General features: G+C 41.5%; 21 protein-coding genes. 12 read left to right on the forward strand and 9 right to left on the reverse strand.

The features are described 5' to 3' along the window. Nucleotides 1-86: 86 nt before the first annotated feature. The 3 genes from ACH784_RS20840 (at nt 87) to ACH784_RS20850 (ending at nt 3,427) form a co-directional block, all read left to right on the forward strand. On the forward strand, nt 87-1,130 hold the full coding sequence (locus tag ACH784_RS20840; protein ID WP_404395673.1) for a PLP-dependent cysteine synthase family protein: 1,044 nt from the start codon (nt 87-89) through the stop codon (nt 1,128-1,130). A 30-nt stretch (nt 1,131-1,160) separates the two neighbouring features. Beyond that, nucleotides 1,161-1,619, forward strand: coding sequence for a GNAT family N-acetyltransferase (locus ACH784_RS20845; protein WP_404395674.1), 459 nt, complete (start codon nt 1,161-1,163; stop codon nt 1,617-1,619). Nucleotides 1,620-1,870: 251 nt separating this feature from the next. Continuing rightward, on the forward strand, nt 1,871-3,427 hold the full coding sequence (locus ACH784_RS20850) for an AbgT family transporter (protein ID WP_404395676.1): 1,557 nt from the start codon (nt 1,871-1,873) through the stop codon (nt 3,425-3,427). A 408-nt stretch (nt 3,428-3,835) separates the two neighbouring features. On the opposite strand, the gene ACH784_RS20855 is transcribed toward ACH784_RS20850, so the two are convergent. Next, nucleotides 3,836-4,318 (reverse strand): GNAT family N-acetyltransferase, encoded by a 483-nt coding sequence (locus tag ACH784_RS20855; protein ID WP_138566718.1) that lies wholly within the window; start codon nt 4,316-4,318, stop codon nt 3,836-3,838. A gap of 115 nt (nt 4,319-4,433) precedes the next feature. On the opposite strand from ACH784_RS20855, the gene ACH784_RS20860 reads away from it, so the two are divergent. The 7 genes from ACH784_RS20860 (at nt 4,434) to ACH784_RS20890 (ending at nt 11,261) form a co-directional block, all read left to right on the forward strand. Next, complete coding sequence (locus tag ACH784_RS20860; RefSeq protein WP_404395678.1) at nt 4,434-5,339, forward strand: LysR substrate-binding domain-containing protein; 906 nt, start codon at nt 4,434-4,436, stop codon at nt 5,337-5,339. Nucleotides 5,340-5,449: 110 nt separating this feature from the next. Continuing rightward, on the forward strand, nt 5,450-7,180 hold the full coding sequence (locus ACH784_RS20865) for a von Willebrand factor type A domain-containing protein (RefSeq protein WP_404395680.1): 1,731 nt from the start codon (nt 5,450-5,452) through the stop codon (nt 7,178-7,180). A 21-nt stretch (nt 7,181-7,201) separates the two neighbouring features. Beyond that, nucleotides 7,202-7,837, forward strand: coding sequence for a sigma-70 family RNA polymerase sigma factor (locus ACH784_RS20870; protein ID WP_404395682.1), 636 nt, complete (start codon nt 7,202-7,204; stop codon nt 7,835-7,837). Further along, entirely contained in the window at nt 7,834-8,556 is a 723-nt protein-coding gene (locus ACH784_RS20875) for a hypothetical protein (protein ID WP_404395684.1), read from the forward strand. The genes ACH784_RS20870 and ACH784_RS20875 overlap by 4 nt, the downstream gene beginning before the upstream one ends. 27 nt (nt 8,557-8,583) lie before the next feature. Beyond that, nucleotides 8,584-9,015, forward strand: a complete 432-nt coding sequence (locus tag ACH784_RS20880; RefSeq protein ID WP_404395686.1) for a GNAT family N-acetyltransferase — start codon at nt 8,584-8,586, stop codon at nt 9,013-9,015. 72 nt (nt 9,016-9,087) lie between these two features. Next, complete coding sequence (locus tag ACH784_RS20885; RefSeq protein WP_404395689.1) at nt 9,088-9,708, forward strand: DsbA family protein; 621 nt, start codon at nt 9,088-9,090, stop codon at nt 9,706-9,708. Nucleotides 9,709-10,388: 680 nt separating this feature from the next. Next, a complete protein-coding gene (locus ACH784_RS20890; RefSeq protein WP_404395691.1) occupies nt 10,389-11,261 on the forward strand; it encodes a hypothetical protein in 873 nt (290 codons plus the stop codon). Between the two features lie 232 nt (nt 11,262-11,493). Here the strand turns inward: ACH784_RS20890 and ACH784_RS20895 are convergent, their stop codons facing one another. Next, entirely contained in the window at nt 11,494-11,685 is a 192-nt protein-coding gene (locus ACH784_RS20895) for a hypothetical protein (protein ID WP_404395693.1), read from the reverse strand. An 82-nt stretch (nt 11,686-11,767) separates the two neighbouring features. Here ACH784_RS20895 and ACH784_RS20900 point away from each other — a divergent pair, with 82 nt between their 5' ends. Continuing rightward, the gene (locus ACH784_RS20900) at nt 11,768-13,951 is read left to right on the forward strand and encodes an AAA family ATPase (protein WP_404395694.1); all 2,184 of its coding nucleotides are present in this window, start codon (nt 11,768-11,770) and stop codon (nt 13,949-13,951) included. A 750-nt stretch (nt 13,952-14,701) separates the two neighbouring features. Here the strand turns inward: ACH784_RS20900 and ACH784_RS20905 are convergent. The 6 genes from ACH784_RS20905 to ACH784_RS20930 all read right to left on the reverse strand — a co-directional run bounded on the left by ACH784_RS20905 (nt 14,702) and on the right by ACH784_RS20930 (nt 22,671). Beyond that, complete coding sequence (locus ACH784_RS20905; RefSeq protein WP_404395696.1) at nt 14,702-15,817, reverse strand: esterase-like activity of phytase family protein; 1,116 nt, start codon at nt 15,815-15,817, stop codon at nt 14,702-14,704. A gap of 739 nt (nt 15,818-16,556) precedes the next feature. Next, complete coding sequence (locus ACH784_RS20910) at nt 16,557-18,941, reverse strand: TonB-dependent receptor domain-containing protein (RefSeq protein WP_404395697.1); 2,385 nt, start codon at nt 18,939-18,941, stop codon at nt 16,557-16,559. A gap of 391 nt (nt 18,942-19,332) precedes the next feature. Then, nucleotides 19,333-20,697, reverse strand: a complete 1,365-nt coding sequence (locus ACH784_RS20915) for a sulfite reductase subunit alpha (RefSeq protein ID WP_404395699.1) — start codon at nt 20,695-20,697, stop codon at nt 19,333-19,335. Nucleotides 20,698-20,718: 21 nt separating this feature from the next. After that, nucleotides 20,719-21,543, reverse strand: a complete 825-nt coding sequence (locus tag ACH784_RS20920) for a DUF4198 domain-containing protein (protein ID WP_404395701.1) — start codon at nt 21,541-21,543, stop codon at nt 20,719-20,721. Between the two features lie 8 nt (nt 21,544-21,551). Further along, nucleotides 21,552-22,064 (reverse strand): DUF2271 domain-containing protein, encoded by a 513-nt coding sequence (locus tag ACH784_RS20925; RefSeq protein WP_404395702.1) that lies wholly within the window; start codon nt 22,062-22,064, stop codon nt 21,552-21,554. Between the two features lie 10 nt (nt 22,065-22,074). Next, nucleotides 22,075-22,671: a PepSY-associated TM helix domain-containing protein gene (locus ACH784_RS20930; protein WP_404395703.1), complete on the reverse strand. Its 597-nt coding sequence runs from the start codon at nt 22,669-22,671 to the stop codon at nt 22,075-22,077. 154 nt (nt 22,672-22,825) lie between these two features. On the opposite strand from ACH784_RS20930, the gene ACH784_RS20935 reads away from it, so the two are divergent. Further along, nucleotides 22,826-23,833, forward strand: a complete 1,008-nt coding sequence (locus ACH784_RS20935) for a phytanoyl-CoA dioxygenase family protein (RefSeq protein ID WP_404395704.1) — start codon at nt 22,826-22,828, stop codon at nt 23,831-23,833. Between the two features lie 463 nt (nt 23,834-24,296). On the opposite strand, the gene ACH784_RS20940 is transcribed toward ACH784_RS20935, so the two are convergent. After that, nucleotides 24,297-25,838 (reverse strand): diguanylate cyclase, encoded by a 1,542-nt coding sequence (locus ACH784_RS20940; protein ID WP_404395706.1) that lies wholly within the window; start codon nt 25,836-25,838, stop codon nt 24,297-24,299. Between the last annotated feature and the right edge of the window lie 119 nt (nt 25,839-25,957).

The raw sequence follows: 25,957 nt of genomic DNA on the forward strand, positions 1-25,957 counted from the left end.
TGATTTTTACAATAACAGTGCTTGGCTAAAGCACTGTTATTGTGTGATATTAGTACCCAATGAATGCACTGAATAAGGCAACTCTCATGCATAGACCTTGGGTAAATTGGGCAATTAAAACCATTGAAGCAGATTACACTCGCTCTGCGGATACACATTTAATTCGTTTAGATTTAGCGTCTCATCCCGATGTATTAATTTATTTAAAAGATGAAAGTACACACCCGACAGGTTCTTTAAAACACCGTCTTGCGCGTTCACTATTCTTGTATGCCTTATGTAATGGCCACATTACTGAAAACACACCTATCATTGAGTCTTCATCAGGCAGCACTGCCGTTTCGGAAGCCTATTTCGCAAAACTACTTGGCCTTGATTTTATTGCCGTGGTGCCAAAATCTACGGCGCAAGAAAAAATCAAACAGATTGAGTTTTATGGTGGTCGCTGTCATTTAGTTGAGCAAACAGATCAAATTTACAGCGAGTCGCAGCGTTTAGCCGATGAGTTAAACGGTCATTATATGGATCAATTTACTTATGCCGAGCGTGCGACAGACTGGCGCGGTAATAACAACATTGCTGAAAGTATCTTTAAGCAAATGCAAGACGAGCCTCATCCTATTCCAAGTTGGATAGTAATGAGCCCAGGCACTGGCGGCACATCAGCGACGCTAGGCCGTTATTTACGTTTTCAAAAATACGATACTAATTTGTTGGTGGTAGACCCAGAGCACTCAGTGTTTTATGACTATTTTCAAACTCGTGACAACAGCATTACGCTTAATCACGGCAGTCGTATCGAAGGCATTGGCAGGCCACGTGTTGAACCGTCGTTTATTGTAGGAGTCGTAGATGAGATGCAAAAAGTACCAGATGCCGCCAGTATTGCCACCATGCATTGGCTTAGTAAAAAACTAGGTAAGCGTGTGGGGCCTTCATCAGGCACTAATATGTTCGGGGTGTTGAACAAGGTGCTTGAGATGCAGCAGCAAGGTCAAAGCGGTGCCATTGTTACTTTATTGTGCGACAGTGGCGAGAGATACCTAAATACCTATCACAATCAGGATTGGGTGACTGACAATATTGGAGATTATAGTCAGTACAACGTTTTTTTAGAACAATTTGAATAAACTAATATCAATAATAAAAGAAGTAAATACATGCACTTAAGAATCGCAACTCAGGATGATTTAAACGATTTATTGCAATTTGAACAAGCAGTCGTAGAAGCAGAAAGGCCTTTTAACCAACATATAAAAGCCAAAAAAGCGACCTATTACGATATTCCTGCGCTCATTAACGAAATCAATAGTCAGTTATTAATACTAGAAGAGAAAGACCAAATTATTGCAACAGGTTATATTCAAATAAGGCCTAGTAAGCAATCTCTTTCTCATGAAAAACATGGATATTTGGGATTTATGTATGTGGCGTCAGAATATCGAGGACGGGGCTTAAACAGGTTAGTTATGGATGCCTTGATTGGCTGGGGCAAAGCACAGGGTATCGATGTGTTTTATCTTGATGTGTATGCCGAAAATCAAGCTGCGATTAATGCATACCAAAAATTAGGCTTTAAGCCTTCTCTAGTTGAAATGAAATTAGATGTGAGCCTTTAGGCTCACATTTTCCACAAAACCGCTTACAGATTATCTAACTCCTTATTTATTCTCTTAATTACCTCACCTTAGCTTGTTAATATAGTGCATTAATTATCAAATGTATTTCACTATTGTTATATCATCTCAATTTAATGTGGTTTCATCCTGTTTGTTTCTAGTTTGTGAATAAATCATTAAACTATTGGCGCTATTACTGCTCTAACTGGATTCAAGAGCATAATTAAAATAACAAAATAGGAAGCAACAAGGTGTCGACAAGTGAACTAGCTCAGCCGAGCAGCGGTGGTGTCATCGCATTTATTGAAAAGGCAGGTAAAAAAATACCCGATCCCATCATTATTTTTATGTGGTTCTTGGTATTCGTATTTGCCTTAACCGCATTAATAGGCGGCTTAACGTTCGAAACGCAAAGCGCCGATGGCAGCGCAATAACCCATACCATCAAAAACATGACCGAAGCCGAACATGTTCGTTGGGTATTTGATAATGCCCTGCTGAATAACTGGCTCGGTTTTGGTGGCGGCGTATTAGGGGTTATCTTAATCGTGATGCTAGGTGTAGGGGTGGCTGAAAGCTCTGGCTTATTCAATGCCCTTATCAAGAAAATTGGTACACGTTTAAACGAGAAGTTCTTAGCGCCAGCGCTTATCTTTTTAGGGATCATGAGCTCAATCGCAACCGATGCGGGCTACCTTATTCTTATTCCTTTGGCTGGTCTCTTGTATGCCGGCCTTGGTAAAAACCCGATGATAGGTATGGCGGCTGCATTTGCCGGTGTATCAGCAGGGTTCAGTGCCAACTTAATCCCAGCCACGCCAGTGGATGTGATCATTGGTTTGAATGCACAAATTTTTGCTGAATCTCAAGGCATTCCTTTCCAAGCTGCAGATGGCAGTGCGCTAACACCAGCAACCATGCATTACTACTTTATTTTTGTCTCGACCTTTATGCTGGTGGGTTTAGGTGCTTGGGTAACCAAAAAGTTCATCGAACCTAAGTTTAAAGACATGCCTTATGATCTGCCTGAAGGTATGGACTTGTCTGATTTCTCAGTGACCGAAGACGAGAAAAAAGGTCTTCGCGCCGCATTCTGGGGTTTGCTTGCTTCAATTGGTGTAGTAGTTTTGTTGGCGCTAGGACCGCTAGCTCCATACGAAAATGAAGCCGGTAAAACCGTGACGCCTTACCTAAATAATGTAATTTTATTGATCACCTTTATTTTTACCTCAGTAGGTGCTGCTTTTGGTGTCGCAACAGGTAAATTTAAAAGCCTGATGGACGTAGTCAAAGCCATGGTCGCGCAAATGAATACCATGGGTTACATCTTAGTGCTTACCTTCTTCTGTTATAACTTCTTAGGTATTTTGGGTTACTCAGGCTTAGGTACATACATCACTTATTTAGGCGCAAGTGGTTTGTCTGCTATGGGTCTACAAGACTCCCCAATTCTGCTTATTATCGGTTTTATTTTTACAACCGCACTAATCAACTTGTTCGTTGGTGGCCTAACATCAAAGTGGATGCTACTGGGCCCAATTTTCGTGCCTATGCTATATGCAGTAAACCCAGCGATGACGCCTGATTTAGTCTCAGCAGCATACCGAGTAGCCGATTCTTCAACGAACATCATTACTCCGATGATGACATACGCGGGCGTTATTTTAGCGTTTATGCGTAAGTACAATAAAAACCTGAGCTTCGGTGATGTGATCACCATGATGATCCCATATTCACTGACGTTCTTAGTGTGCTGGACAGGGTTATTAATCGCGTTCTTCGCGTTCAACATCCCGTTTGGGTTCTAGGTGCAAAATACATCTCGCTCCGCGAGATTACTTTTGCGCAAGGTGAAATGAGCAAGTTTAACCGCTGTTACGTGTAACTTAATTGGTAGCGGCGGTTTTAAACAGCGATCTATAGTCGTGTAGGTCGTGCTTTAGCGCGACAAATTTAAGCCATCCAGTTTATCTATTTTGCACGATATAAAATCACACCCACAAAGCTGCAATCTACTCAAACCCAACCTGTAGGCTCGGCTTTATGCCGCGCTTTTCAAAAACATACCCGATCCCTGTCACCCTGAATTTATTTCAGGGTCCATGTTTTGAGGTTACGAGCCAAACTCCAATCTGCGCGAAATAAAATTACACCTACAAAGCTGCAACATATTCAATCTCAACCTGTAGGCGCGGCTTTATGCCGCGCAATGTTTGTTACTTCTCTGCAAAGTTCACCAGCGTTTCACCGCTCATGCGATAACCAATCCACTCATGTTGTGGCTCTGCGCCTAATGATTCGTAGAACTCGCGTGATGGCGTATTCCAATCTAAACAGCTCCATTCAAATCGGCCACAGCCTTTTTCAACGGCGATTTGTGCTAAACGTTTGAGTAGTGCAATACCAGCACCTTTACCTCTATGCTCTGGCGACACGTATAAATCTTCAAGATAAAGCCCAGGCTTTGCTAGCCAAGTAGAGTAGTTATAGAAATACACTGAGAAACCAATGGCTTCACCGTCTAACTCACAAATTAAACCATGCACACCACTGTGCTCTGCGAACATGCTCGACTTAATGGTTTCTGGTGTAGCTAACACTTCATGCTCTGCTTTTTCATAAATGGCAAGCTCTTTAATGAAATATAAAATAGTGTCGATGTCGGTGACTTCTGCTGGTCGAATGGTAAGTTGTGACATAGCGCTTCCTCTTAGAGCGTATTCGCTCGGTATTTACTTTTTTAAATATATTAACCGAACAAAAAAATGAAACCAGTGCATAATGTTCATAGCTAAATGAATATGGTGCAGGTTTATGGATCTCAAACAGTTTGACCTCAATTTATTACTGCTGTTCGATAAGCTTTATCAATATCGGTCGGTCTCAAAGGCCGCTGAGTCGTTATATTTAAGTCAGTCTGCGTTTAGTCACGGCTTAGCTAGGCTCCGAAAACGCCTAGACGACCCTTTATTTATTCGAGTGAATAATCAAATGCAGGCGACTGAAAGAGCAGAGCAATTAGCCCTGTATGTAAAACAAGCCTTGCCGTTACTAGAACTCGGACTAGGTCAAGCAAGCGGGTTCGACGCAAGCCACAGTGAGAAAACATTCCGTATCGCCGCGACCGATTACACTGAGTTTTGTTTTTTGCCTAAATTAACTCGGCACTTTGCCAAACAAGCGCCGCATATTCAGATTGAGATCTTGCCAGCCAGCCCTTTACCAATTAAAGAACAGTTGGAGCAGCGAAACTTAGATTTCGTATTAGGCTTTCAGCATGATGAACATCCGCAAGCAGGTGTTGAGCAGCTTGCTTGGTTCAGCGACAGTTACAGTACCTTAGTGTGTAAAGCGCACCCGAGAATAAAAAATGCGCTGTCTCTAGAGCAATTTTTACAAGAGCAGCACATACGCATCGCACCGTGGGGAGAGTCACAAGGTATTGTCGACCAAGTATTAGCGAATTTAGGTCATACGCGTCATGTTGCGTGTCAGCAAACCAGTGTACTTGTAGCGCCGCACCTAGTGGCTGGCAGCGAGTATTTATTAACTTTGCCGACTCAAGTTGCCAAACAAGTACAGCAAGGTCAAAAGCTAACACGATTACCACCACCAATCACGGTACCTGACTATCATTTACAGCTATATTGGCATCCATTAAAAGCCAGTAACCAAGCCAATAGATGGTTTGTAGAGCAAGTTAAAGCCCTGTTTTTATAGGTTTAATCAAAATAGAAATGGCTGGGGTGAAAAAACTTTAAAAATAATTCACCCCCTAATTCATAGTCGTCCGTTTATAGCAGTAAACCTTCTATAAAAAGAGACCGAATATGAAAACCAACAAAACCTTAATTGCATTAACCCTTGGCGCTTTGTTTAGCTCTTTGTTTATTACTGGCTGCTCGAACCAAGACAGCAAGAGTGAACAAACGGCGCAAAAGAACCAAGAAAAAGCACAACAAGAACGTAAATCAGCTCAAGAAGCTGTAGAAAAAATTACGGTGACGGGCAGTCGTGTTGCAAAGGTGCAAGCTGATGGCTCAGCAATGGGCACTGCGGTTGAGTATATGCAGATTAGTCAACCACAGCCTTTAATGGCCGCACCTGCAATGCGAAAAAGAATTGCACCGCCAGCCCCTGAGTTTTTTGCTCATCCTGAGGATCGCGATAATTACCTGCCGAGCGACAGCAATGGGGTATTTCAGGCCGCAACAACGCCATTATCGACCTTTTCGGTGGATGTAGACACGGGCAGTTACGCCAATATTCGCAGCTATTTAAATATGGGGCAGATGCCACCGACCGATGCTGTGCGTGAAGAAGCCTTTATTAATTACTTTGACTACAACTACAGCGTGCCAGAAGACAAATCGCAGCCGTTTGCAACTTTTACAGAGTTGGCCCCAGCCCCTTGGAATGATGAACGCCATATTTTGCGTATCGGCTTGCAAGGTTATGACTTACCTGCAAGTGAAAGAAAGCCATCGAATCTGGTGTTTTTGGTCGATGTGTCGGGGTCGATGCACGACAAAAATAAACTGCCTTTATTGGTGCAAAGCCTAACCATGATGGTAAAGCAGTTATCAGCCCGTGATACCGTGAGTTTAGTGACTTACGCCGGTAATGTGCAGGTGGTGTTAAGCCCTACTAAAGGCAAAGAAAAGCAAATCATCATAAATGCCTTAAAAGAACTCAAAGCAGGCGGTGGCACGCATGGTGAAAGTGGTATCAAAATGGCTTATCAAGAAGCGAAAAAGGCCTTTATAAAGGGCGGAGTGAATCGAGTCATTCTGGCCACTGATGGTGACTTTAATGTTGGCACCACAAGTATCGATGCGTTAAAAGACTTGATCGCAGAGCAGCGTAAGCAAGGTATTTCGTTAACTACACTGGGCTTTGGACGAGGCAATTACAACGACGCCATGATGGAGCAATTAGCCAACATAGGTGATGGTAATCACGCTTATATTGATACCCTGCATGAAGCACAAAAAGTCTTGTTAAGACAAATGAGTGGCACACTGCAAAGTATCGCCAACGACGTAAAAATTCAGCTCGAGTTTAACCCCGCTGAGGTTAAAGAATATCGTCTGATCGGTTATCAAAACCGTTTATTAAAACACGAAGACTTTAATAACGATAAAGTCGATGCGGGTGAAATTGGGGTCGGCCATACCGTAACTGCATTGTACGAAGTGACTTTAGCTGGTAATAAAGGGCAAGTGGATGAACTGCGTTATCAGCAAAAGAAAATGGTCAGTACCAGTGATGAACTTCTACAGGTGAAAATTCGTTATAAATTACCGGGCGACACCGAGAGTAAACTGATCAGCCAAGTGGTCAGTAAACAGCAGGTGTTACCCGACTTTAATAGCGCCAGCTCCGACTTTAAATTTGCAACCTCGGTGGCCGCATTTGCTCAAAAGCTAAAACAAAGTCAGTACCTTGGTGACATGAACTATCAAGATATTGCCAGTATTGCGCGAGCAAATAGAGGGGATGATCCGTTTAACTATCGCGGTGAATTTGTTAACTTGGTCGAATTAGCCAGTGCACTGTAATACATAGAAACTCAAATATTTATGACTCAAATCGCGCAATTACAATCAGACACGGACGAAGCTCTGATGCTCAATTATGGCAAAGGCAGCCAAGCCGCCTTTGCCGAGTTGTATGGCCGACATAAAGGACCTGTATATCGTTATGTGTGTCGTCAATTGGGAGCAAAGCATCAGGCTAAAGCCCAAGAGCTATTTCAAGAAGTTTGGCTCAGAGTCATCGACAATCGGGCCAGTTATACGGTTGAGGCTAAGTTCAACACTTGGCTTTACCGTATCGCCCATAATTTGTTGATTGATGAACACAGAAAACACACTGCGCGCGGTGAGCATCTAGCACTGGTTGATGAGGCGCTTAATAATAACGATAGTGCGTCACCTGAAGTGCTTAGTTCAAACCAAGACAATCACGAAAGTGAGTTACATAATGACTTTTTGCAACGGGCGATTAAGCACTGTGTAGAATTACTGGTACCACAGCAAAGAGACGCATTTTTGTTGCGCCATGAAGCAGGATTTAGCGCAAGCCAAGTATGCGAAATTGTTGAGGCAAAACCCGAAACCGTGAAAACGCGATTACGCTATGCCATGTCACAGTTAAGAGATTGTTTGCAACGCAAAGTAGACGCATCAGAAACAGGAGGCGCACGACAAGCATGAGCAAGCAATTAAGTGATAACGAACTCATCAAGCTTTATCAGCAAAATAACGACTCAATGCCGCCTAAACATATCGATGACGCTATTTTGGCGTGTGCAGCAGATGCCGTTAATGATGAAAAAGTATCTGATAACAAAGGTTTAGAGAGTAAAGCGCGAGCGCATAAAGCTACGAAAACCTCAAACCGGTGGTGGCAATACTCAGGACTCGCAGCTGCCATCGTCGCTGTAGCCGTGTTAGGGCCTTGGCAGTATTACCAAGATCCTATGTTAGTTTCAGTTGAATCAGCTGAAGTGCCCGCGATGCCAAAAGCGAAGCAAGCACAAGAAAGTGCCTCTCAAATCGAGCGAGGAGAGATACTAGCTGAAGACGTGCAAATGGAACGGATAGAAGTCACAGGAACGAGAATTGAACGCGTAGCGCCAGAGCGAAAATCGCGAGCTGTTCAGGCTGTCTCGCCTGTTATGTATGGCATTAATTTGTCTGAGCCAAACGGTAAGTCAAATGTCGTGTTTAAAGATATTTTGGCAAAGCTAGAAAACAAAGATGAAGCAGGTGCCCAAAACGCATTAATTAAGCTACTTAAAGAGAAGCCTGAATATCATGATGATATTCCAGAGCCATTAGAAGACTTATATAAAGCGCTTGTAAAAAGTGGCAAAATTGAGCGCCCAGACACGTCGTCAAAATCAGACGATAAATCAAAAGATAAGAACTAAGAACGCGGCTTTGATAGATGAACAAATATGTACGAAATTAAACAAGGTCAACTCAGCGATATTTTGGCTATCGAAACCAATATCCCTGAGTTTGGCACACCAAAAACGCTAGAAATCATAAAGCAAAAGCTAGCAGATAAAACCTATTTACTGCTGGTGGCTTATTACAACGAGCAACCTGTAGGATATAAATTGGGTTATGCGCTGAGTGACACGGTTTTTTATAGCTGGTTAGGTGCAGTAATGCCTGAGCATAGAGGTCATGGTCTCGCTCAGAAAATGCTCAACGAGCAAGAAGCTTGGTTAAAAACGCAAAACTATCAAGCGGTGCAAGTTAAAACTATGAACCGCTTTCGAGCCATGCTCGCCATGTTAGTGAAAAACAACTACCACATCATTGATATTGAGCCAGGAGATACATCACTCGACAACAAGATACGCTTTGAAAAAGTATTTTAAATTGTACCGACTTGAACATTATTCTTAAAGTTAAAAAGTCTAGAGTAAAAAGCTAAAAGGAAAGTAAAAACAATGCGGTTTATTTATGTGGTCGACCCCATGTGCGCATGGTGTTTTGGCTTTGCGCCTGAGCTCGCGGCATTTTTAAAGCAGCACTCAGAGATTAAAGTTGACTGGATCATGGGCGGTCTCGCCCCTGATAATGACCAACCAATGGATGAAAGCCTGCGCACCGTAATCGCCAGCTACTGGCAGCAAATAGAGCAACGCACGCAAGTGAACTTTAACCACGATTACTGGCAGTTAAACACCCCATATCGCTCTACCTATCCTGCGTGTCGCGCGGTGATAGCAGCTGAAACCTTAAGCCCCAACAGTGCTGAGCACATGGTTAAAGCCATTCAATCTGCGTATTACCAAAAAGCACAAAACCCGTCTTTACAACAAACGCTGGTTGAATGTGCTGTAGATATAGGATTGGATGGTGCAGAGTTTGAAAAGGTGTTGTTATCGGCTGAAACTGAAAGTCAGTTACAGCAACATTTGGCTTTGGTACAACAGCTTAGAGTGAGCGGCTTTCCAGCGTTATTTTATGTGAATGATAATAATGAAGCGTTTGCTTTGGCGTTGGGGTTTTGTGAGGTAGGGGATTTAGAAGAAAGGTTTGATAAGTGCAAAAACAACATTGCATAGCAAGGTGAGTTTTCGTGTGTAGGTCGTGCTTTAGCGCGACAGGTCTGAAACCTGTTTTCGATTTAACTCTTTATCGCGCTGGCGACGACAACCAAGGGGAGGCTTAGCATTTCAATTTAGCCTATTACAGAAATTCATCCTCGAAGCTTGGGCCTGTCGGCATCCATGCCTTCACTTCCTCGCGCTGCGAAACTGCGTTTCGGTCACTCGTCACCCTCACGGCGCCCTTCATCACACTTATCTTGCAAAATACACGTTGCGAAGCAAGGTTATTTTTGCGCAAGGTGAAATGAGCAATTTTAATTGCTGTTAAAAATATCGATGAACGCAAACGCCATGAAGGTACGTCCATGTACAAGCATGGCTTGGCTCGCATTGCCTAAATGGATTTAGGTACTTGGGATTTGTCGGGAACAAAAATCCCGCAATGCGAGCACATTACTCATCAATTTTATTCTTTTAAAGGTGTGATAAAAGGGGAGTTGCCGGTTGGTTCTGAGTTTATACTTGCGCAAAGCAAGACTTGAACTAGTGAATTAAGCTTGCTCAGTTTGCAGGGTTTTTCGGTAGCCGAGGCTTATCTGATAGAAATTCATCCCGCCTACAATTTTTTATTCCTTGCGTTTCTTGTTTTTAGGTACTATATATTTTGTCGGTTTTTAACATATATAAGGAATATTATGTACAAACTAATCATATTGACTCTAAGCTTGTTAGCTTTACCCACCTATGGAAATAACTTAATGGGTTGTGATGGCTGCTCACAAAGTATCATGACTGAAAAAGTTAAAAGCAGAGCTAACTTCCTCCCTCCCGGTGTACACACTATAAATGTAATCGATACTCAAAATGCAAATTTCGAGCAATTTAAAGTCACTGTGTATAGTAATTCGGGTAGCAAAACCCCTGGTAGGCAACCTAGAATTGACATTAAAGCTGTAAAATCTCCTCTAGAACGCCAAATAGAAAACTCATTAATGGAATCTAAAAGATCCATAAATGATTTAAAGAATCACTTGTCTAACAGAATTGTATTAAATCAAAACTCACCATATGCGACTTCAGCCGAAGCACTAAATGCAGGTTCATCATTTTCTAACTTTATAGATGATTATGTGAATAACCAACAATCACCAATGTTATCTACAATCAAGGAATTAAGAGCTGCTTTTGATCAAATGGCTGCAGATCTCAATGTAAGGTTCTCAGCTATTATTAGTGTGTCAACTAGTTTAAAGACGACAGCTACAACGACAGTGGTATTTTCGGATGGTAGCTCTATAGAAGTAAATACTTCATTCAGAAACCATCTTTCTGAGGGGGTAGAAGTTGAAGTTAAGACAACTGAAAGAGCAAAAACGTCAGATGGAAAGTTAATTCCGACAGATAAATATCAGGCAAGGAACTTCAACACTCAGCAAAATAATGTTGCTGCATTAATAGAATGGTTTAATCGTTTAGGTATTGAAACTCATGATGGTGGTGGTTCTTGTGAATCTACAGACTTTAAGTGCGATTCTAAGTCATGTGTCGTTGTTTATAGGTGTAATTAAGGTGCAAAATATACGTTGTGAAGCAAGGTTACTTTTGCACTAATTGAAATGAGCAACCTTAACTATTGATATGGAATACTCAATAGTTATTTGTGTAGGTCGTGCTTTAGCGCGACAGGTTTGAAACCTGTTTTCAATTTAACCCTTTGTCGCGTTGGCGACAGCAACCAAAGAGGGGCTGCCGCTGGCCCCTCTCTGGACTCACCCAGCGCCCTTCATCACACTAAATCCTTCAAACAATAAATTGATATGAACGTACACGCCATGAAGGTACGTCCATGTACAAGCATGGCTTGGCTCGCATCCATGCGAGCGCATTACTCATCAATTTATTCTTATCAGGGTGTGATAAAAGGGAAGGGGAGTTGCCTGTTGGATTTGGGAAAAGGTTGCACAATGCAAGATCTGCCCTGTAAATCTTCATGACCTGATTCCTTTCTTTCCAATATTTGGGTGATTGGGGTAGGATGGCTTTAATTTATATATAAAAGTCATGGAAGAAATGTATGATTGAATCAATTTCTATTCAAGGAGTAGCAAGTTTTCAAAACCCTACCCCGGTATCGCTAAATATAAATAAAAAAGTAGTGTTGTTTTATGGGCATAACGGTACTGGAAAATCTACAGTAGCAAGATATTTGCAAGATACAACGCACAATAATTATAGCAATTGCAGTTACGTGTTACCCAACGCTCAAGATTATCAAATACTAGTTTATAACACAGACTTTGTTGAAAAAAACTTCTCTCAAGATAGCTTCGAGGGAGTTTTTACTTTAGGTGAAACGAATGTAACAGCTGAACAGGCTATAAGCGCTGCTGAAGAAGAAATATCAAAATTAGAAGAGCAAAGAACCCAAAAGCAAACGCTTAAAAAACAGCACGAGGATAAAGAGGTAGTACAAGTCAAAGCAATTAAAGATAAGTGCTTTGAAACTAAAAAAGAGCATGACAAAAAAGACCTAGATCATTGTTTAACAAAATTTAAAGCATCTGCTTCTGCGTTTTATGATGAACTTCTAAGAACAGACCTCATTGAAGTACCTGAGTACACGTTTGAAAGTTTAGCTACTGAATCTAAAGAGTTAAATAGTAAAAGTGCCGTGCCAAAAAGTATGATTCCTAATGTTCTTTTAAACCTAGCATCAAGTGAATCAAATACCATTTTAGCAGAGGTAATTGTTGGCTCTAGTGAAAGCTATTTAGCGGAGCTAGTGAAGAAATTACAAAACTTTACTTGGGTTGATAAAGGGCGTATTTATCTCGATGATGCTGAAGGCAAATGCCCGTTTTGCCAACAAGCTATAGATGAGGATTTAATTGAAAATATAAATAATCTTTTTGATGAATCATATAAAAGAAAAAAAGATGAGTTAAAGGCTCTAAAAAGCGCATATGAACAATCTATCGAGACTTTAAATGAAGTATTATCAGCTACTCACTATACAGATCTTAATGATACAAAGTTTGACCTAGCAAAAGAAAAGCTTTCTAGTGTACTGCAAGCAAACCATACTAAATTAGGGCAAAAATTAGCTGATCCAAGCATCAAAGTTATCTTGGAACCTACGTCTAATTTAGTTCAGGCTCTCAATGATATTATTAATGATAAAAACGCTTCTAGAATAGCTTTTAACGCTAAGCTCAGTAAGAAAAAAGACTCTCTTGCAGCTATTAAAAAGAAGTTTTGGTCTTTGGTTCGTATAAAATACGATGCGGCTATAAAAGCTCACGATACTTTAATTGAATCTATTAAAACTGATATAGAAAAAGTTAAAGGGGAAGAAGAGGCCCTCACCATAGCTATTCAGGCTCAAAATGACGTGATTGTTGAAAATCGTAAGTTAATTACCAATATTGAAACGTCTGTAATCAACATAAACAACCAAATAAAATCGATAGGTTTAGAAGGTTTCGAAATTAAACAGAAACCAGAAGAAAGTAATCACTATTACTTATGCCGAGGAGTTTCTTCGAGTGGTCATAAAGTATATAAGTCGCTCAGTGAAGGAGAAAAAACACTTATTACTTATCTATACTTTTTAGAATTATGCCAAGGAAGTGTAAATAGTAACTTCTCAACCCCAAAAAATAAGAAAATTATTGTTGTAGACGATCCTATATCGAGCCTTTCTCATAATTACATATATGAGATAGGCGCTCTCACACACAAAAGACTTATTAGAGGCTACCAATATGCACAAGTGATCTTACTCACTCATAGTCTCTATTACCTGCATGAAATGATGAAATACCTTCCTTCCAACCCACAAGATTTTGGAAGGAAATGTAATTTATTTAGAGTACTAAAAAATACGAATAGTAATATCTTACCGATGGAAAAAGGCGAAATAAAAAATGATTACCAATCATATTGGCAGATCATAAAAGATGCTCAAAATGGCATTACAAATAATATAGTCTTACCTAATATCATGAGAAATATTCTCGAGTATTACTTTTCTTTTGTTCATAAGACAGATGCTTTAAAAGCCGCACTTGATGAGCTAGAAGAAACGGATTCTGAATTTTCACCTTTCTTCAGGTTTATAAATAGAGAGTCCCACTCTGACTCTGTAAATATCACAGATCTTGGTGAAATAGATTCTGATAGGTTTATTAATAAATTTAAAGACGTATTTATTAAAACTCAATTTGAAGAGCATTACGATAAAATGATGTCAACATAGTTAAGGCAATAGGAAATAACAGGGTTAAGTTTAGCATTCAGTAACTCTAATACTCAGGATCAAAGAGTTCGACTCCATGAACTCAAAAACAACTCAAACTTAACTTTAATCCCATAACTCACAGACAACCACCTTTCCCTTTTATCACACCCTGAAAATAATGAATTGATGAGTAATGTGCTCGCATGGATGCGAGCCAAGCCATGCTTGTACATGGACGTACCTTCATGGCGTGTACGTTCATATCAATTTATTGTTTGAAGGAACTAGTGTGATGAAGGGCGCCGTGGGGTTCCAAGGGGAGACCGGCGGCAGCCTCCCCTTGGTTGTAGTCGCCAACGCGACAAATGTAAAATTGAAGACAGGTGATAAACAATACATAGATTCTGAAACAAGTTCAGAATGATAAAAGTAGTTAGAAGTCGCGGCGTAAAGCCGCTGCTACAGGAAAAGTATTACGCAGCTACAGCTAAAACTGCTCATTTCACCTTGCGCAAAAATAACCTTGCTTCGCAACGTGTATTTTGCACGATAAGTGTGATGAAGGGCGCCGTGGGGGTGACGAGTGACCGAAACGCAGTTTCGTAGCGCGAGGAAGTGAAGGCATGGATGCCGACAGGCCCAAGCTTCAGAGATAAATTTCTGCAAGAGGCTAAATTGAAATGCTTAACCCCCCCTTGGTTGTAGTCTCCAATGCGAAAAAAAGTTAAATTGAAGGCAAATTTCAAACCTGTCGCGCTAAAGCATGACCTACATACCAGACACCTCAAAAAGAAGCACCTGATTCAACTGCGGGCCATGCACATTAAAATTATTATCCGCCACCATTAGCAAACTGCGATTACCATTCGCTAAAGTCGGGCCAAACGTTAAACCTTCCAAGTTATCAATCTGCTTTGACCCTAACTTGTCGGTGATTGTCGCTAAATCTAATACTAAGGTTTTCTTCGCGGCTTTAAACGACTGGTTTTTTAAAGAGGCAATGTTCGATGTGTCGGTCGCATCTTGCGTGTCGATTAAGTAAATACTCACATTATTGCCACCGTCTTTTAGCCCAGACGTATAAGAGCGCTCCATGGTTAAAAAGTGGTGTTCGCTGATTTGTAAGATCTCAACTAAACCTGTGGTACGAAATGCATCTGGTTTAGCGCCTTTGCGGTCTACCAGTGGTTCAACGTAATAGGCGAACTGTTTTTGCATTTGCTTGCTGGCAAAATCAAAGTGTGAAATACGCACCATGCTGCCGTTTTTTAAAGTCGCTTCTTCACCATCTTGTTTTAGCGCGCCTTCCATCGATACCCAAATACCCTTACCTGACATATCGAGTGTTACGCCTTCAAACACTGCATTATGACGCGGGCCAGTGCTTTTACCGATGTTAAACATGCTCGGCAATGCAAAAGTGGTTTGAGTTTGGTCTATGTCACCTGCGAGTGATTGCATAAAAATAGCAGGCGGCTTGTTGTATTTCACACTGCCTTCACTGGTCCAAACGATACTGTTTTTCTTAGGGGCGGGGATTAAACTTTCAGGGTCGACAACACGCTTGCTCGATTTTTGGCCCATTAGCGGTAATGATTTTTCGAACGTGATATTGCTGATTTTCGTGTTTTCTACCTCAGTACCTTCGATACTGATTTTGGCTTGAAAATAGCGCGGCTTTTTAGAATCATCAGCAATCATTAAGTACTTGCCGTTAACGAATTCAATACTTGATAAACCACCGACCTTATCACCATCAACGCTTAGCTCTGTAGGGATTACGTATTCGTCGAGAAAGTTAAGTTTGATAGGGGTTGTGTGTGCAAAAGCATTTGTAGAGAGCGTCGCCGATAACGCGAAAGCCGATAATATTAAATTGCGCATTGTTTTACAGTGTCGAATAAAAATCTAAACGACGAATATACGTGGCTGAAGTTCAGATTGCATCTTTTTTGGGTGAAAGAGGGGAGTGCGGAAAATGAGTTAAATATGGGTGCAGTTTCTTAAAAACAGTAGGGATTTGTATTGTGGGCTTAAAGCTTACAGACAACGCCCTTTCCCTTTTATCACACCCTGAAAAGAATGAATTGATGAGTAATGTGCTCGCATGGATGCGAGCCAAGCCATGTTTGTACATGGACGTACCTTCATGGCGTGTACGTTCATCGATATTTTTAACAACAGTTAAAATTGCTCACTTCACCTTGCGCAAAAATAACCTTGCTTCGCAACGTGTATTTTGCACGATAAGTGTGATTTAGGGCGCCGTGGGGGTGACGAGTGACCGAAACGAAGTTTCGCAGCGCGAGGAAGTGGAGGCATGGATGCCGACAGGTAGAAGCTTCAGGGATGAATTTCTGCGAGAGGCTAAATTGGAATGTTTAGCCTCCCCTTGGTTGTCGTCGCCAATGCGACAAAGGGTTAAATTGAAGACTTGGGTTAAGACTTTAAACCTTGTAAGAAAAGTTTTGTGTTGTATTACGTCCTTGTAGCTTGGGTCCGGTTCGGCCATCCAAGGCCTCACGCTCGGCGCTAGTCTTGCTGCGCGCCCTCGCAAGCCTCAAGACGCGCCTCCCCCTTGCGCAAAAGTAATCTTGCTGCGCAATATGTATTTTGCACTGTATTAAAACCTAACGTTCATACCTACCCAGATGTTTCTCGCTTTGTCTTTGACGTTGTAGTCATCTGTAAATACAACTTCGCTTACTACGCCACGGCCGCTTGAGTAAGTGAACTCACCGTCACCATCTAAGTCTGTGTAATCAACGCTGTAAGATGTAAAGTCAGTATCTAGTAGGTTATTGATACGAGCAAACACAGTGACGTTTTCGTTTAGGTCGTATTTTGCACCTAAATGGAGTAGTTGGTAATTTTTGTAGTACAGCGGTTTTTCAAGTGTGCTGTCCCAACCACGGTAACGGTCTGAACGTACTTCTGCGTTAAGTGTTACAGAGAACTCGTCCGTCACTTGCCAATCAAGGGTCGCGTTTGCCATGTGCTCAGCAGTGTTTGTTAGCGGTTGACCTTCTTGTGGGCCACTCTTTTGCTCGCTGTCAGTCCATGTGTAGTTTGCGTATAAAGACACAGCATCGTTAAATGCATAACGACCTGCGACTTCTAAACCTTGGATCTCAACTTTGTCGATGTTGATCTTTTGGCTATAGCTGTTGTAACCCAATTCGTCGTACTGGCCTAAGTTTACACATGGCTTAACATTGCTGGTCGCAGTACAGCTTTGAATGCGGTCACCACGGGCAATTTTGTCTTCAAACTCTGTTGTAAAGTAAGTGATATTAAAGTTGTGCTCTTCACTTGGATGATTCCAGTAAAGGGCAATTTCGTTGTTAGTACTGGTTTCAGGTTTTAGATCTGGGTTACCTGCAAACGGTGAGGTCCCTTGACCACCAAAACCAGTAATACCGTTGTATAAGTCAGTTGTTTTTGGTGTTTTATAACCTGTGCTGATCCCGCCTTTTACAGTCCAGGCTTCACCAAGTTCGTAAACACCGTAAAGACGCGGTGAAGTTTGGCTACCAAATACATCATGGTTGTCGTGGCGTACACCCATGGTAATAGTAAGAGGTTCTGTGATTTGCCAGTTGTCTTCAACGAACAGGGCGGTCATTTTGTGTGCTTGCAAGCCTTGTGTTTCGCCTGATTCCATGCCGAATACGCCGTCTTGCAATTCACCATCAACAAGTTGACCACCAATCACAAATACGTGATCGCCCGCTAAATCGTCAACAGGAATATCAACACGTGCGTCGAGTGTGTATTGGTTACTGTTTAGCGTACGTTTAGGGCGCGGTAAGAAAGTACTCTCAGCCAGTGCTTTACGCGCAGCATCGTCTAGGTTTGCATACTCTCCCGTACCATCATACATAGCTTGTAATTGCTTACGCTCAGCAACTGATAGCGGCATAGTACGGCCGTTGTTGTCGGTATCAACATAAGCTAAAGACACAAAAGTGGTGAAATTTTCAAACTCGCCGTTATGGGTTAATGACCACCATGTTCTGTCGAACTCTTGATCAGCAGCATAACCGGCACGTGGGTTTACGATACCTTTGCGGTCTTGCCAGATTGATTCAATATTGTCTTTGGTACCAAGTGGATAAGTGATCTGGCCAGTTTCTAAATTATAGTTTGGCGTGTTGTCGTACTCTTGATTTGATACATCGTAATCAAAGGTAATGGTGTTTTGCTCGTTTGGCGTGAATACGAACGTGGCACCTAATTGTGTGTTGGTGTTATCAACGGTTTTACCGCCGCTACCAAAACCAAGTTCGCGGTGATGCACTTTACCATTTGCATCGACAGCTGGCGCAAATTCAGGGTTAGATGCTTGGCGCTCATATACGCTGCCGCGTGCCGAGAAGTTAACTAATCCTTCGATTAGCGGGCCGAAAACACTGAAATCAGTGGTGATGTCGTCACCAAATTCATCGTTTGTTTGAAAGCTACGGCCAAAATCAATGCTGCCTGTCCATTCGTTTAATGACTTTTTAGTAATGATGTTAATTACACCACCCATAGCATCAGCGCCGTAAAGTGTAGACGCTGGCCCTCTGATCACTTCAATACGTTCAATGGCGCTTTTTGGTGGAATGTGGTTAAACGCATTGCCTCCAAAGTTGTTTGGGTAAATGTCACCATGGTTGTTTTGGCGCTTACCATCGATAAGCAATAGGGTGTACTCACCGGTTAAACCACGCATACTCACACTACCTTGACCTGTTTTGTCACGAGTAGTGCCCACGTCGACACCTTCTTGGTACTTAACGGCATCAAGTAGGGTTGTGTACGACTGACCTTGTAAGTCTTCAGCGGTGATAACAGAAATACTTGCCGGAGCGTCAGGTACTTTTTGCTCAAAACCCGTTGCAGTTACAACGATGCGTTCCATGTCATCTTGTGGGGCTTTAGGTGCTTGCTGAGCCAGTGCCGAAGTGCTTAATGTCGCTGCAATAAGCGAAGAAAGTGCGCAGAGTTTAAAAAGTGTGTTCATTTTTAGAGAGCCTGATTTATTGCTATTAATGAAATTTTTTGGGTACTGTATAGATCAAAAATACAAAAGTAAAGCGAATTGATAATAATTCGCATTAATTTAAAGTGGAAAGGTTAAGAGCAGACTTTTAAATTACGCTTATATTTCTAGATTTTTTAAAATATGGATTATTTTTAGGCATTTAAAGCAAGCACTAAAAGTGCTTTAAAGGCCATAATTACAAAGTCATGAAGCGGATATTACTGATTAAGAGCGCTTTTGCGCGCTTTTTTAGCGCGCAAAAGGTTTTTATTTAACACTTCATAAGTTGTTTTTCATATTGGTATAAGTCTATCTCGGTATTTCGCTTTTAAGCTGGTCGAAAATGACAGATGCGGTAAACCAACAACAGCTAATAAACATCTTTGCGATAAAGGCCTTGTTGCTCAAGTTTGCTCAAGGTTGTTTGTCCTAAAATTTGCACTAAAGTGCTTTCAACATCTTTTGCCATACCTTGCAACCTGCCGCAGATAAAAATCGCAGCTCCGTTATTGACCCAGTCTTTTAATTTCGCCTGTTGCGCTAACAAGGCATCTTGTACATAGCCAGAATTGCATCGACCTACTTGTATTTTGTTATCAGCGACCTGTCTAGAAAAAGCGAGGTCGATTTCAGTTAAATGCTTGGCATTAAACCATGTTGTGAGTTCTTGGTGCCAAGGTAAATCATGTTCTGCGCAACGCTCACCGTAAAGTAGCCAGTTTTCGTGATGTTGCTTAAGTTCTCGATGTTTTAAATGGCCTCTAAGCCCCGCTAAACCGCTGCCATTTCCTATCAATATTAGTTTTTGGTTTTCATCTAAAGGGTGAAACTTTGGATTTGCTCTGATCGAAAAGGCTTGCGCACTGTTTAAATCAGCTTGGTGGCAAAGCCAACCAGAGCCGAGGCCAAGCTCGCCATTTGGGTGCTTTTGTTCTCGCACCAGCAGCTTTAAGTGTTGCTCTTGCGGCACACTGGCAATGCTGTATTCACGTACTTTATTGTTAATGTGCAAACGGGCAATATCGCCCGCTTGCCAAGTTAAATCATTTGGCACAGCGAGGTTTATTTCAAATAAAGGAGCACCGAGGCTATTGATATTTACTTGCTCTCGAGCGGTCAGTATGAGTTCTTGAATGGAATGCTGAACTTCAGTCAGGGCTACACTTACAGCAAGTTGTTTTAAAACTCCTGCATTATGAAGATGTGCGTACCAATCGTCTATACTGGCAGTGTTAAGTTTGTCGACTAAAATCGGTTCAAATATCGGTTTGCAGTGTGTTTTTTGCAGTGCTTTACTGAGGGCTAGGCCAAATTGACAATACTGGCTATATGCTCTGTCTCCAAGCGCAAGTATCGCGTAATTTAAGTGAGCAAGTGTGCTTTTAAATGTGTCTAACTTGCCTAGAAAATGCCTACCATTATTAGGTGCTTCGCCTTCACTATAAGTGCTGGCTATGATCAGCAAGGTATCGGCTTGTTTTAATTGTTGCTCGTTGACTTGGTTAAGCGTAATACAAAGAGCAGGGTCGCCCTGATTTTTTAGTTTTACATGTAACTCATGGGCTAGTTGCTCACCAGAGCCGCTTTCGCTTGCATAGGCAATGAGCGTTTTTGCATTGCGTTGTTTATGGGTTTGCCACTTAGCAGTAATGACTTTGCGATAGCAAAACAGCGTAAAGGCAAAATAGCCGACCAAAAGCAGGCCGGCTTGCATAAAGGGAGATGCGTTTAGCATATTAGTTAACTAAAGCTCAGGTTAATCAGGTAAAACTTCTAACACAGCAACATAAGTACCGCGGCGCACAGTCGCTGGTGCCTTGGCTTTATTATCTTGATATTCTGCTTCGAAGAAGTAACGGCCTGCGCCATTCCAGTTAAGCGTTACAACCCCATTTTTATCTGCTTTTACGCTGATCTTTTCTTGCGCATTGCGATAGCGAGTACCTTCACGAATAGCTACGACTTCAGCGCCGACAGCAGGCTTGCCGTCAATTAAAAACTTAAACTTAGCGGCTTCGCCCGCATAAAGCTCATTTGGGTGAGTGATGGCAATGAGCTCTAAGCCTTTGTTTGTTGCTTTTAGTGTTTTTTCGGTCGGTGCACCCAAAGTTACAAAGGTTTCCATACGACGAGAAAACTGGGTAACGGTTAGCTTGTCAGCATCTTTTGGTACGCGTTTTTTAAACTCTTCCATAGAGAAGGCTTCGCCACGACCTGGGTACCACTTACGTTTGCCGTCTTCATACCATCTTGCAGATAGGCCACTGCTTGCAGTAAATACTTTATAAGTACCTTCTTGGGTTAAGGCTAAATCGAACACATGACGGTATTTGCCTTTATGCATGTTCTCGACTTCAGTCGGTGTGCCATCAGGGGCATGAACTTGAACACCCGAGAAACGACCCGGATTGTAATTAGATAAAAAGATGTCATTCGATACCGCAGCATCAAAACTTACCCAGCGGTTTTCACCCGAAAGTTGTGTTTCTTGCGGTACGATCCAAGCTCGGTGGGCGTTTACGTTAAAGCAGCTTGCAGCTAGGCCCGCCAATAATAGCGATTTAAGAAGGGTTACTTTCATGGTGTTTCCTATGGGTTAATCGTGAATGAAATAGCGCCGAGCTCAGAGTTACCGGCTTGTTTAAATGTGGTTGCTTTAGTCTGCGGCCAGGTAAAAGGCAGATTAATGAGTTCGCGACCACCCACTTCTCGAGCAGCTTCAACACGCAGGCGATAGTTTCCTGCTGGCAGGTTTTGAAGTTGGGCTTGCTCTAAAGAAAAACGCATTTGGTGTGTGCCAGGCCCGCGGGTCGCGCCGCTCATGCCATCAACAGGCAAGTCAAGGTTACGGCCCGTTCTTCGCCACCACTGACGCATATCTTTAAGCCATTTTTCGCCTTCGTTATTACGCATATCAAGGTCGTACCACACAGCTAGATTACTGACGACTTTGTTGCTGTCACTTTCAATCCACACAGCGACATAAGGCTTGTGATATTCGGCAACTTGTAATCTTGGCAGCTCAACAGAGACGCTGAGATCTGAGGCGAAGCTTGGAGCCGCGGCCGCAACAAGTAAAAGTGGGGCAATATAATGTTTCATCAAACGCTCCTTAATGCGCATTGAGAATTAAAATAATGATAGGGAATACCGCACCAGCTACGACCAGTGGCCAAGTGCTAGGGCGTTGATTTGCATAGCGAATAAGTAACCAAAAACCACTGATTGAAAACACAATGCAAAGCACAGAAAAAAAGTCGATAAACCAGCGCCATGCTGTGCTGGTATTACGGCCTTTGTGCAAATCGTTAAGATATGAGATCACACCGCGGTCGGTGTTTTCATACACAAGCAACCCGCTATCAAGCTCGATACTCAACCAAGCATCTCCACCAGGTTTGGGCATACCTAAATACACCTCATAGTCATCCCACTCAGCATCTGTTTTTGGGGTCGTAATGTTGTGCTCGTTGATTAAAAACTGCCTAACGGCTTGAGGAAGTGGGCCGCTATCGCGATTGTTAAGTGTCTGTTTAATGCCTTCACTCAGCTCGATTTCTAGTGTGGTTATCACTGGCGTGGCTTTTATATCTGCAGCATGGTTCAGAGTGATCCCCGTTACAGCAAATAACAGCATGCCGACCAGGCATAATGCGGATGTGATCCAGTGCCACTGTCTGACGGTGCCAAGTAAGTTTGAAAGTTTCATTATTAAATACAACGAGCTGACGACTATTTTATCTCGCGCAATTATACATATGAAATACCAAATGAGAAGGATTTTTATTTGTATTTATTTTGTTGGTTTGCATTTGTCTGAGTATTTGTTAATTTCATTCTTATGTTTTAAAAGGAGGTTCTATATGGGTAAAAGCCCAGAGGTAGTGGCTGCAACTGAGGTTGGTAATCTAAAAATCATGCAGTTAAAAAGGGTTTGGTCGCAATGGGTGCCCTTTAAGCCAAACTATGACAGCAACGAATTTGAATTAAACCAAAGCTTATTTGATTTAATGGGGATCAATTTCAAACACGCTTTGCAGTATTTGTTGCAAAATCAACCTAGTTTTGCAGAATTCGAGCAGTGGTGTATAGAGCTGGCAGGCAAACCATCGATTGAGCATATCAATTATTTTAACTCAGTTATTACGAATTTATGCTCTACGAATGCAATGGAAAAAGTAGGTCTAGCTACAGAGAGGCAAGCTAATGTTTTAACCGAAGAAGATTTGGCTTTTTGGGACGAAAATGGTTATGTCATTGTGAAAAATGCCGTAGATAAGGAAAGTTGCGAAAAAACAACAAAGCTTATTTGTGAACATATAGGTGCCGATTTAACCGACCCAAAAACTTGGTACTCCTGTCAGCACACTTCAGGTATTTGGGTTGAATTAACAAATCACCCTCAATTGAGTCTAAACCGGCAAAGTATTCGGCTGAAAAAAGCTTATTCACAATTATGGCAAAGAGCTGATATCTTTCCGTCAATTGATCAGTGTGGCTTTAATCCACCTGTGACCATGAATAATCCCTACAAGGGGCAAGCAATCCATTTAGATGTAGATTTTAATAAACCACTTCATTTTGCAACTCAAGGCATTCTATATTTAACCGACACTACAGAGCAGCAAGGCGCCTTAACCGTCATACCTGGGTTTCACAAAACTTTTGCACAGTGGTTGAATGAAATGCAAAAGGCTGGTGTTAATAATCTCCAAGACTTTTCTGGATACCAGACGAAAGCAATCGCTGCAAATGCGGGGGATTTTATTATTTGGCATCATCACTTACCTCACGGCAGCAGTCCAAATCAAGAAAACCAGCCTAGGATCACGCAATTCATAAACTATAAACCGATTGGACCTAACTACTGATTGATAAAGTGGACAAAGCATGAGTTTTCTACCAATCCTCTATATTAAGTGATCTATTTTTAGGATTGGTATTAAGCGATTGCCCACATTTTAAAGCTACTGGCCGCTTAAACGTTTCCCAAATGAAATGGCATAAGCCATTGAACGCATTTTTAATACAGGGTCGTCACTGGCCGTAAATTCGCCTTGCCTACATGGATGTAGGTACCTTAGCGATAGCAGGACGCGTGAGCGGTGTTATCGCTAAAAGTCCCCGGCTGCAGACTTGAAAAATACTTATCAATTCAATATTAGTAAATCCCTTAACCAAAGCTCAGGTTAAATACATATAAGTGCTTGATCATGATGAGCAGTCCTCTGTCTTGTTGAAGTTAACTGTTGTACTGTTAAAGACAGAGAATTGTTCAATTACATTTCATAAAGAAGTCATTTTATTTTCGTGGGTTAAAATAAATTATTACCGCTAATCATTATTCGCTTTGGGGTGGACATAAACTGTTTGCAGTGAATCTTTATAGTGCTTCACGCAATTTTTACCTTGCTCTTTCGCTAAGAATAGTGCTTTGTCAGCACCGCTTAAAAGGCGTTTTGGTGATAGGTTTTCATCGGCCAAAGAGGTATGAATACCGATACTCAGTGTTTGATGCTCAGGCCATTTTGATTCGTCATTAAAAAACTGTTTACGTAACCTTTGCGCAAATTGCAGTGAATCTTTAGGACCTAAGTTAGGGCATATTAATATAAACTCATCCCCGCCCCAACGTACAATATGATCATATTGTCTTGAATGGCTCTTTAAAAAATTGGCCAAAAATACGAGTGCTTTATCACCCATTTCATGGCCGTATTCGTCGTTTACTAATTTGAAGTTATCGAGATCTATTAGTATTAAAGAAAGCGGCTGTTGCCTGTGTGAGCACTGTTGCAGCTCAATTTCTAAAGCACTGTCGAAGGCTCGTCGATTTAATAGGCCGGTTAAATGATCGGTTGTCGCCTCTATAGTTAGCTGTTTATGTACTGTTTTGTCTTTAATCATGCACACTGTATGGAAGTGCTTGCCTATTAATTTATTGGCAAGAGAAATAGCCACTTCAATTTCGCCACGATCTTTGGTTTTACAGAGTAAGTTTTTATGCCGTTGCTCCATACTCAAAGATTGGTTTTTTGACATAAATTGCATTCGACTGTTTTTATGCTCAGCTCTCAATTGTTCGGGTACAAGTTGCTCTACTGTCATCTCACTTAATTCTTCTGCTGAATACCCTAAAATGCTTGACGCGGATTCGTTGCTGCGAATGATTTTGCCATGTTCATCAATATATAAAATACCGTCAGGAGAAAGATTTAAGATAGTATTTAGCTGTCTGGAAGAGCGATATTCCTTGCGAAGCAACTTAAGGGTAAAGAGACTCGAAATAAGAAGTATGGGTAAAAGTATGGTGAGTAGGATGATGTTTCGCTGATTGATTTGTTTTGTCGTCAGTGCAGTTTGGCTTTTTAAAGCTTTTAACTTAGGCAGCACTTCAAGGCGTAAGGTTTCTAACGCCATTTGCGCACGGCTGTCGTCGACTTTAACCCGTTCATCTAGTTCTGCAATATCTAGGTGTTGGTTATCGCGAGCATAAAGTAACTTTTGATAATAAAGTTCGAGCGTTTCAAGAATAATATTAATGTGTTGATTTGAATTAGTGCCAATCAAAGTGTTTTGCAACTGTGCAAGTGACGCTTTACTTTTGACATAGCGTCTTTCTGCTAAATCAAAAAAAGCAGGATCGCGGCGAATAATATAATTTTTAAAGTGGTGAATAAAACCAACGTAGCCAAAGTTTCTCTCAAGTTCAGCCAGTTCAATGGCATTAACTACTTTTATCGTTGCTGTGCCATCCCAGCTTTGTTGTAAAGCATCTGTACTATTAATCTGTAAAACCGTAAACACAATGAGGGATATGTTCACGGTTAAAGTTAGCACTGTCACTATAATGAAATTAAAGCTTAATTTTTTCATTTTCTTCCATGTGTAATTAAATATTCTAAAGGCACTATATAAATTTAGTTCACAGTTAAAGCTAAGTACAAAAAGATGACGTAAAATAAAATTTATAGTCGAAACTTATGAGAAGAATA

Source organism: Pseudoalteromonas phenolica (assembly GCF_044788725.1).
GTDB classification, from domain to species: domain Bacteria; phylum Pseudomonadota; class Gammaproteobacteria; order Enterobacterales; family Alteromonadaceae; genus Pseudoalteromonas; species Pseudoalteromonas phenolica_C.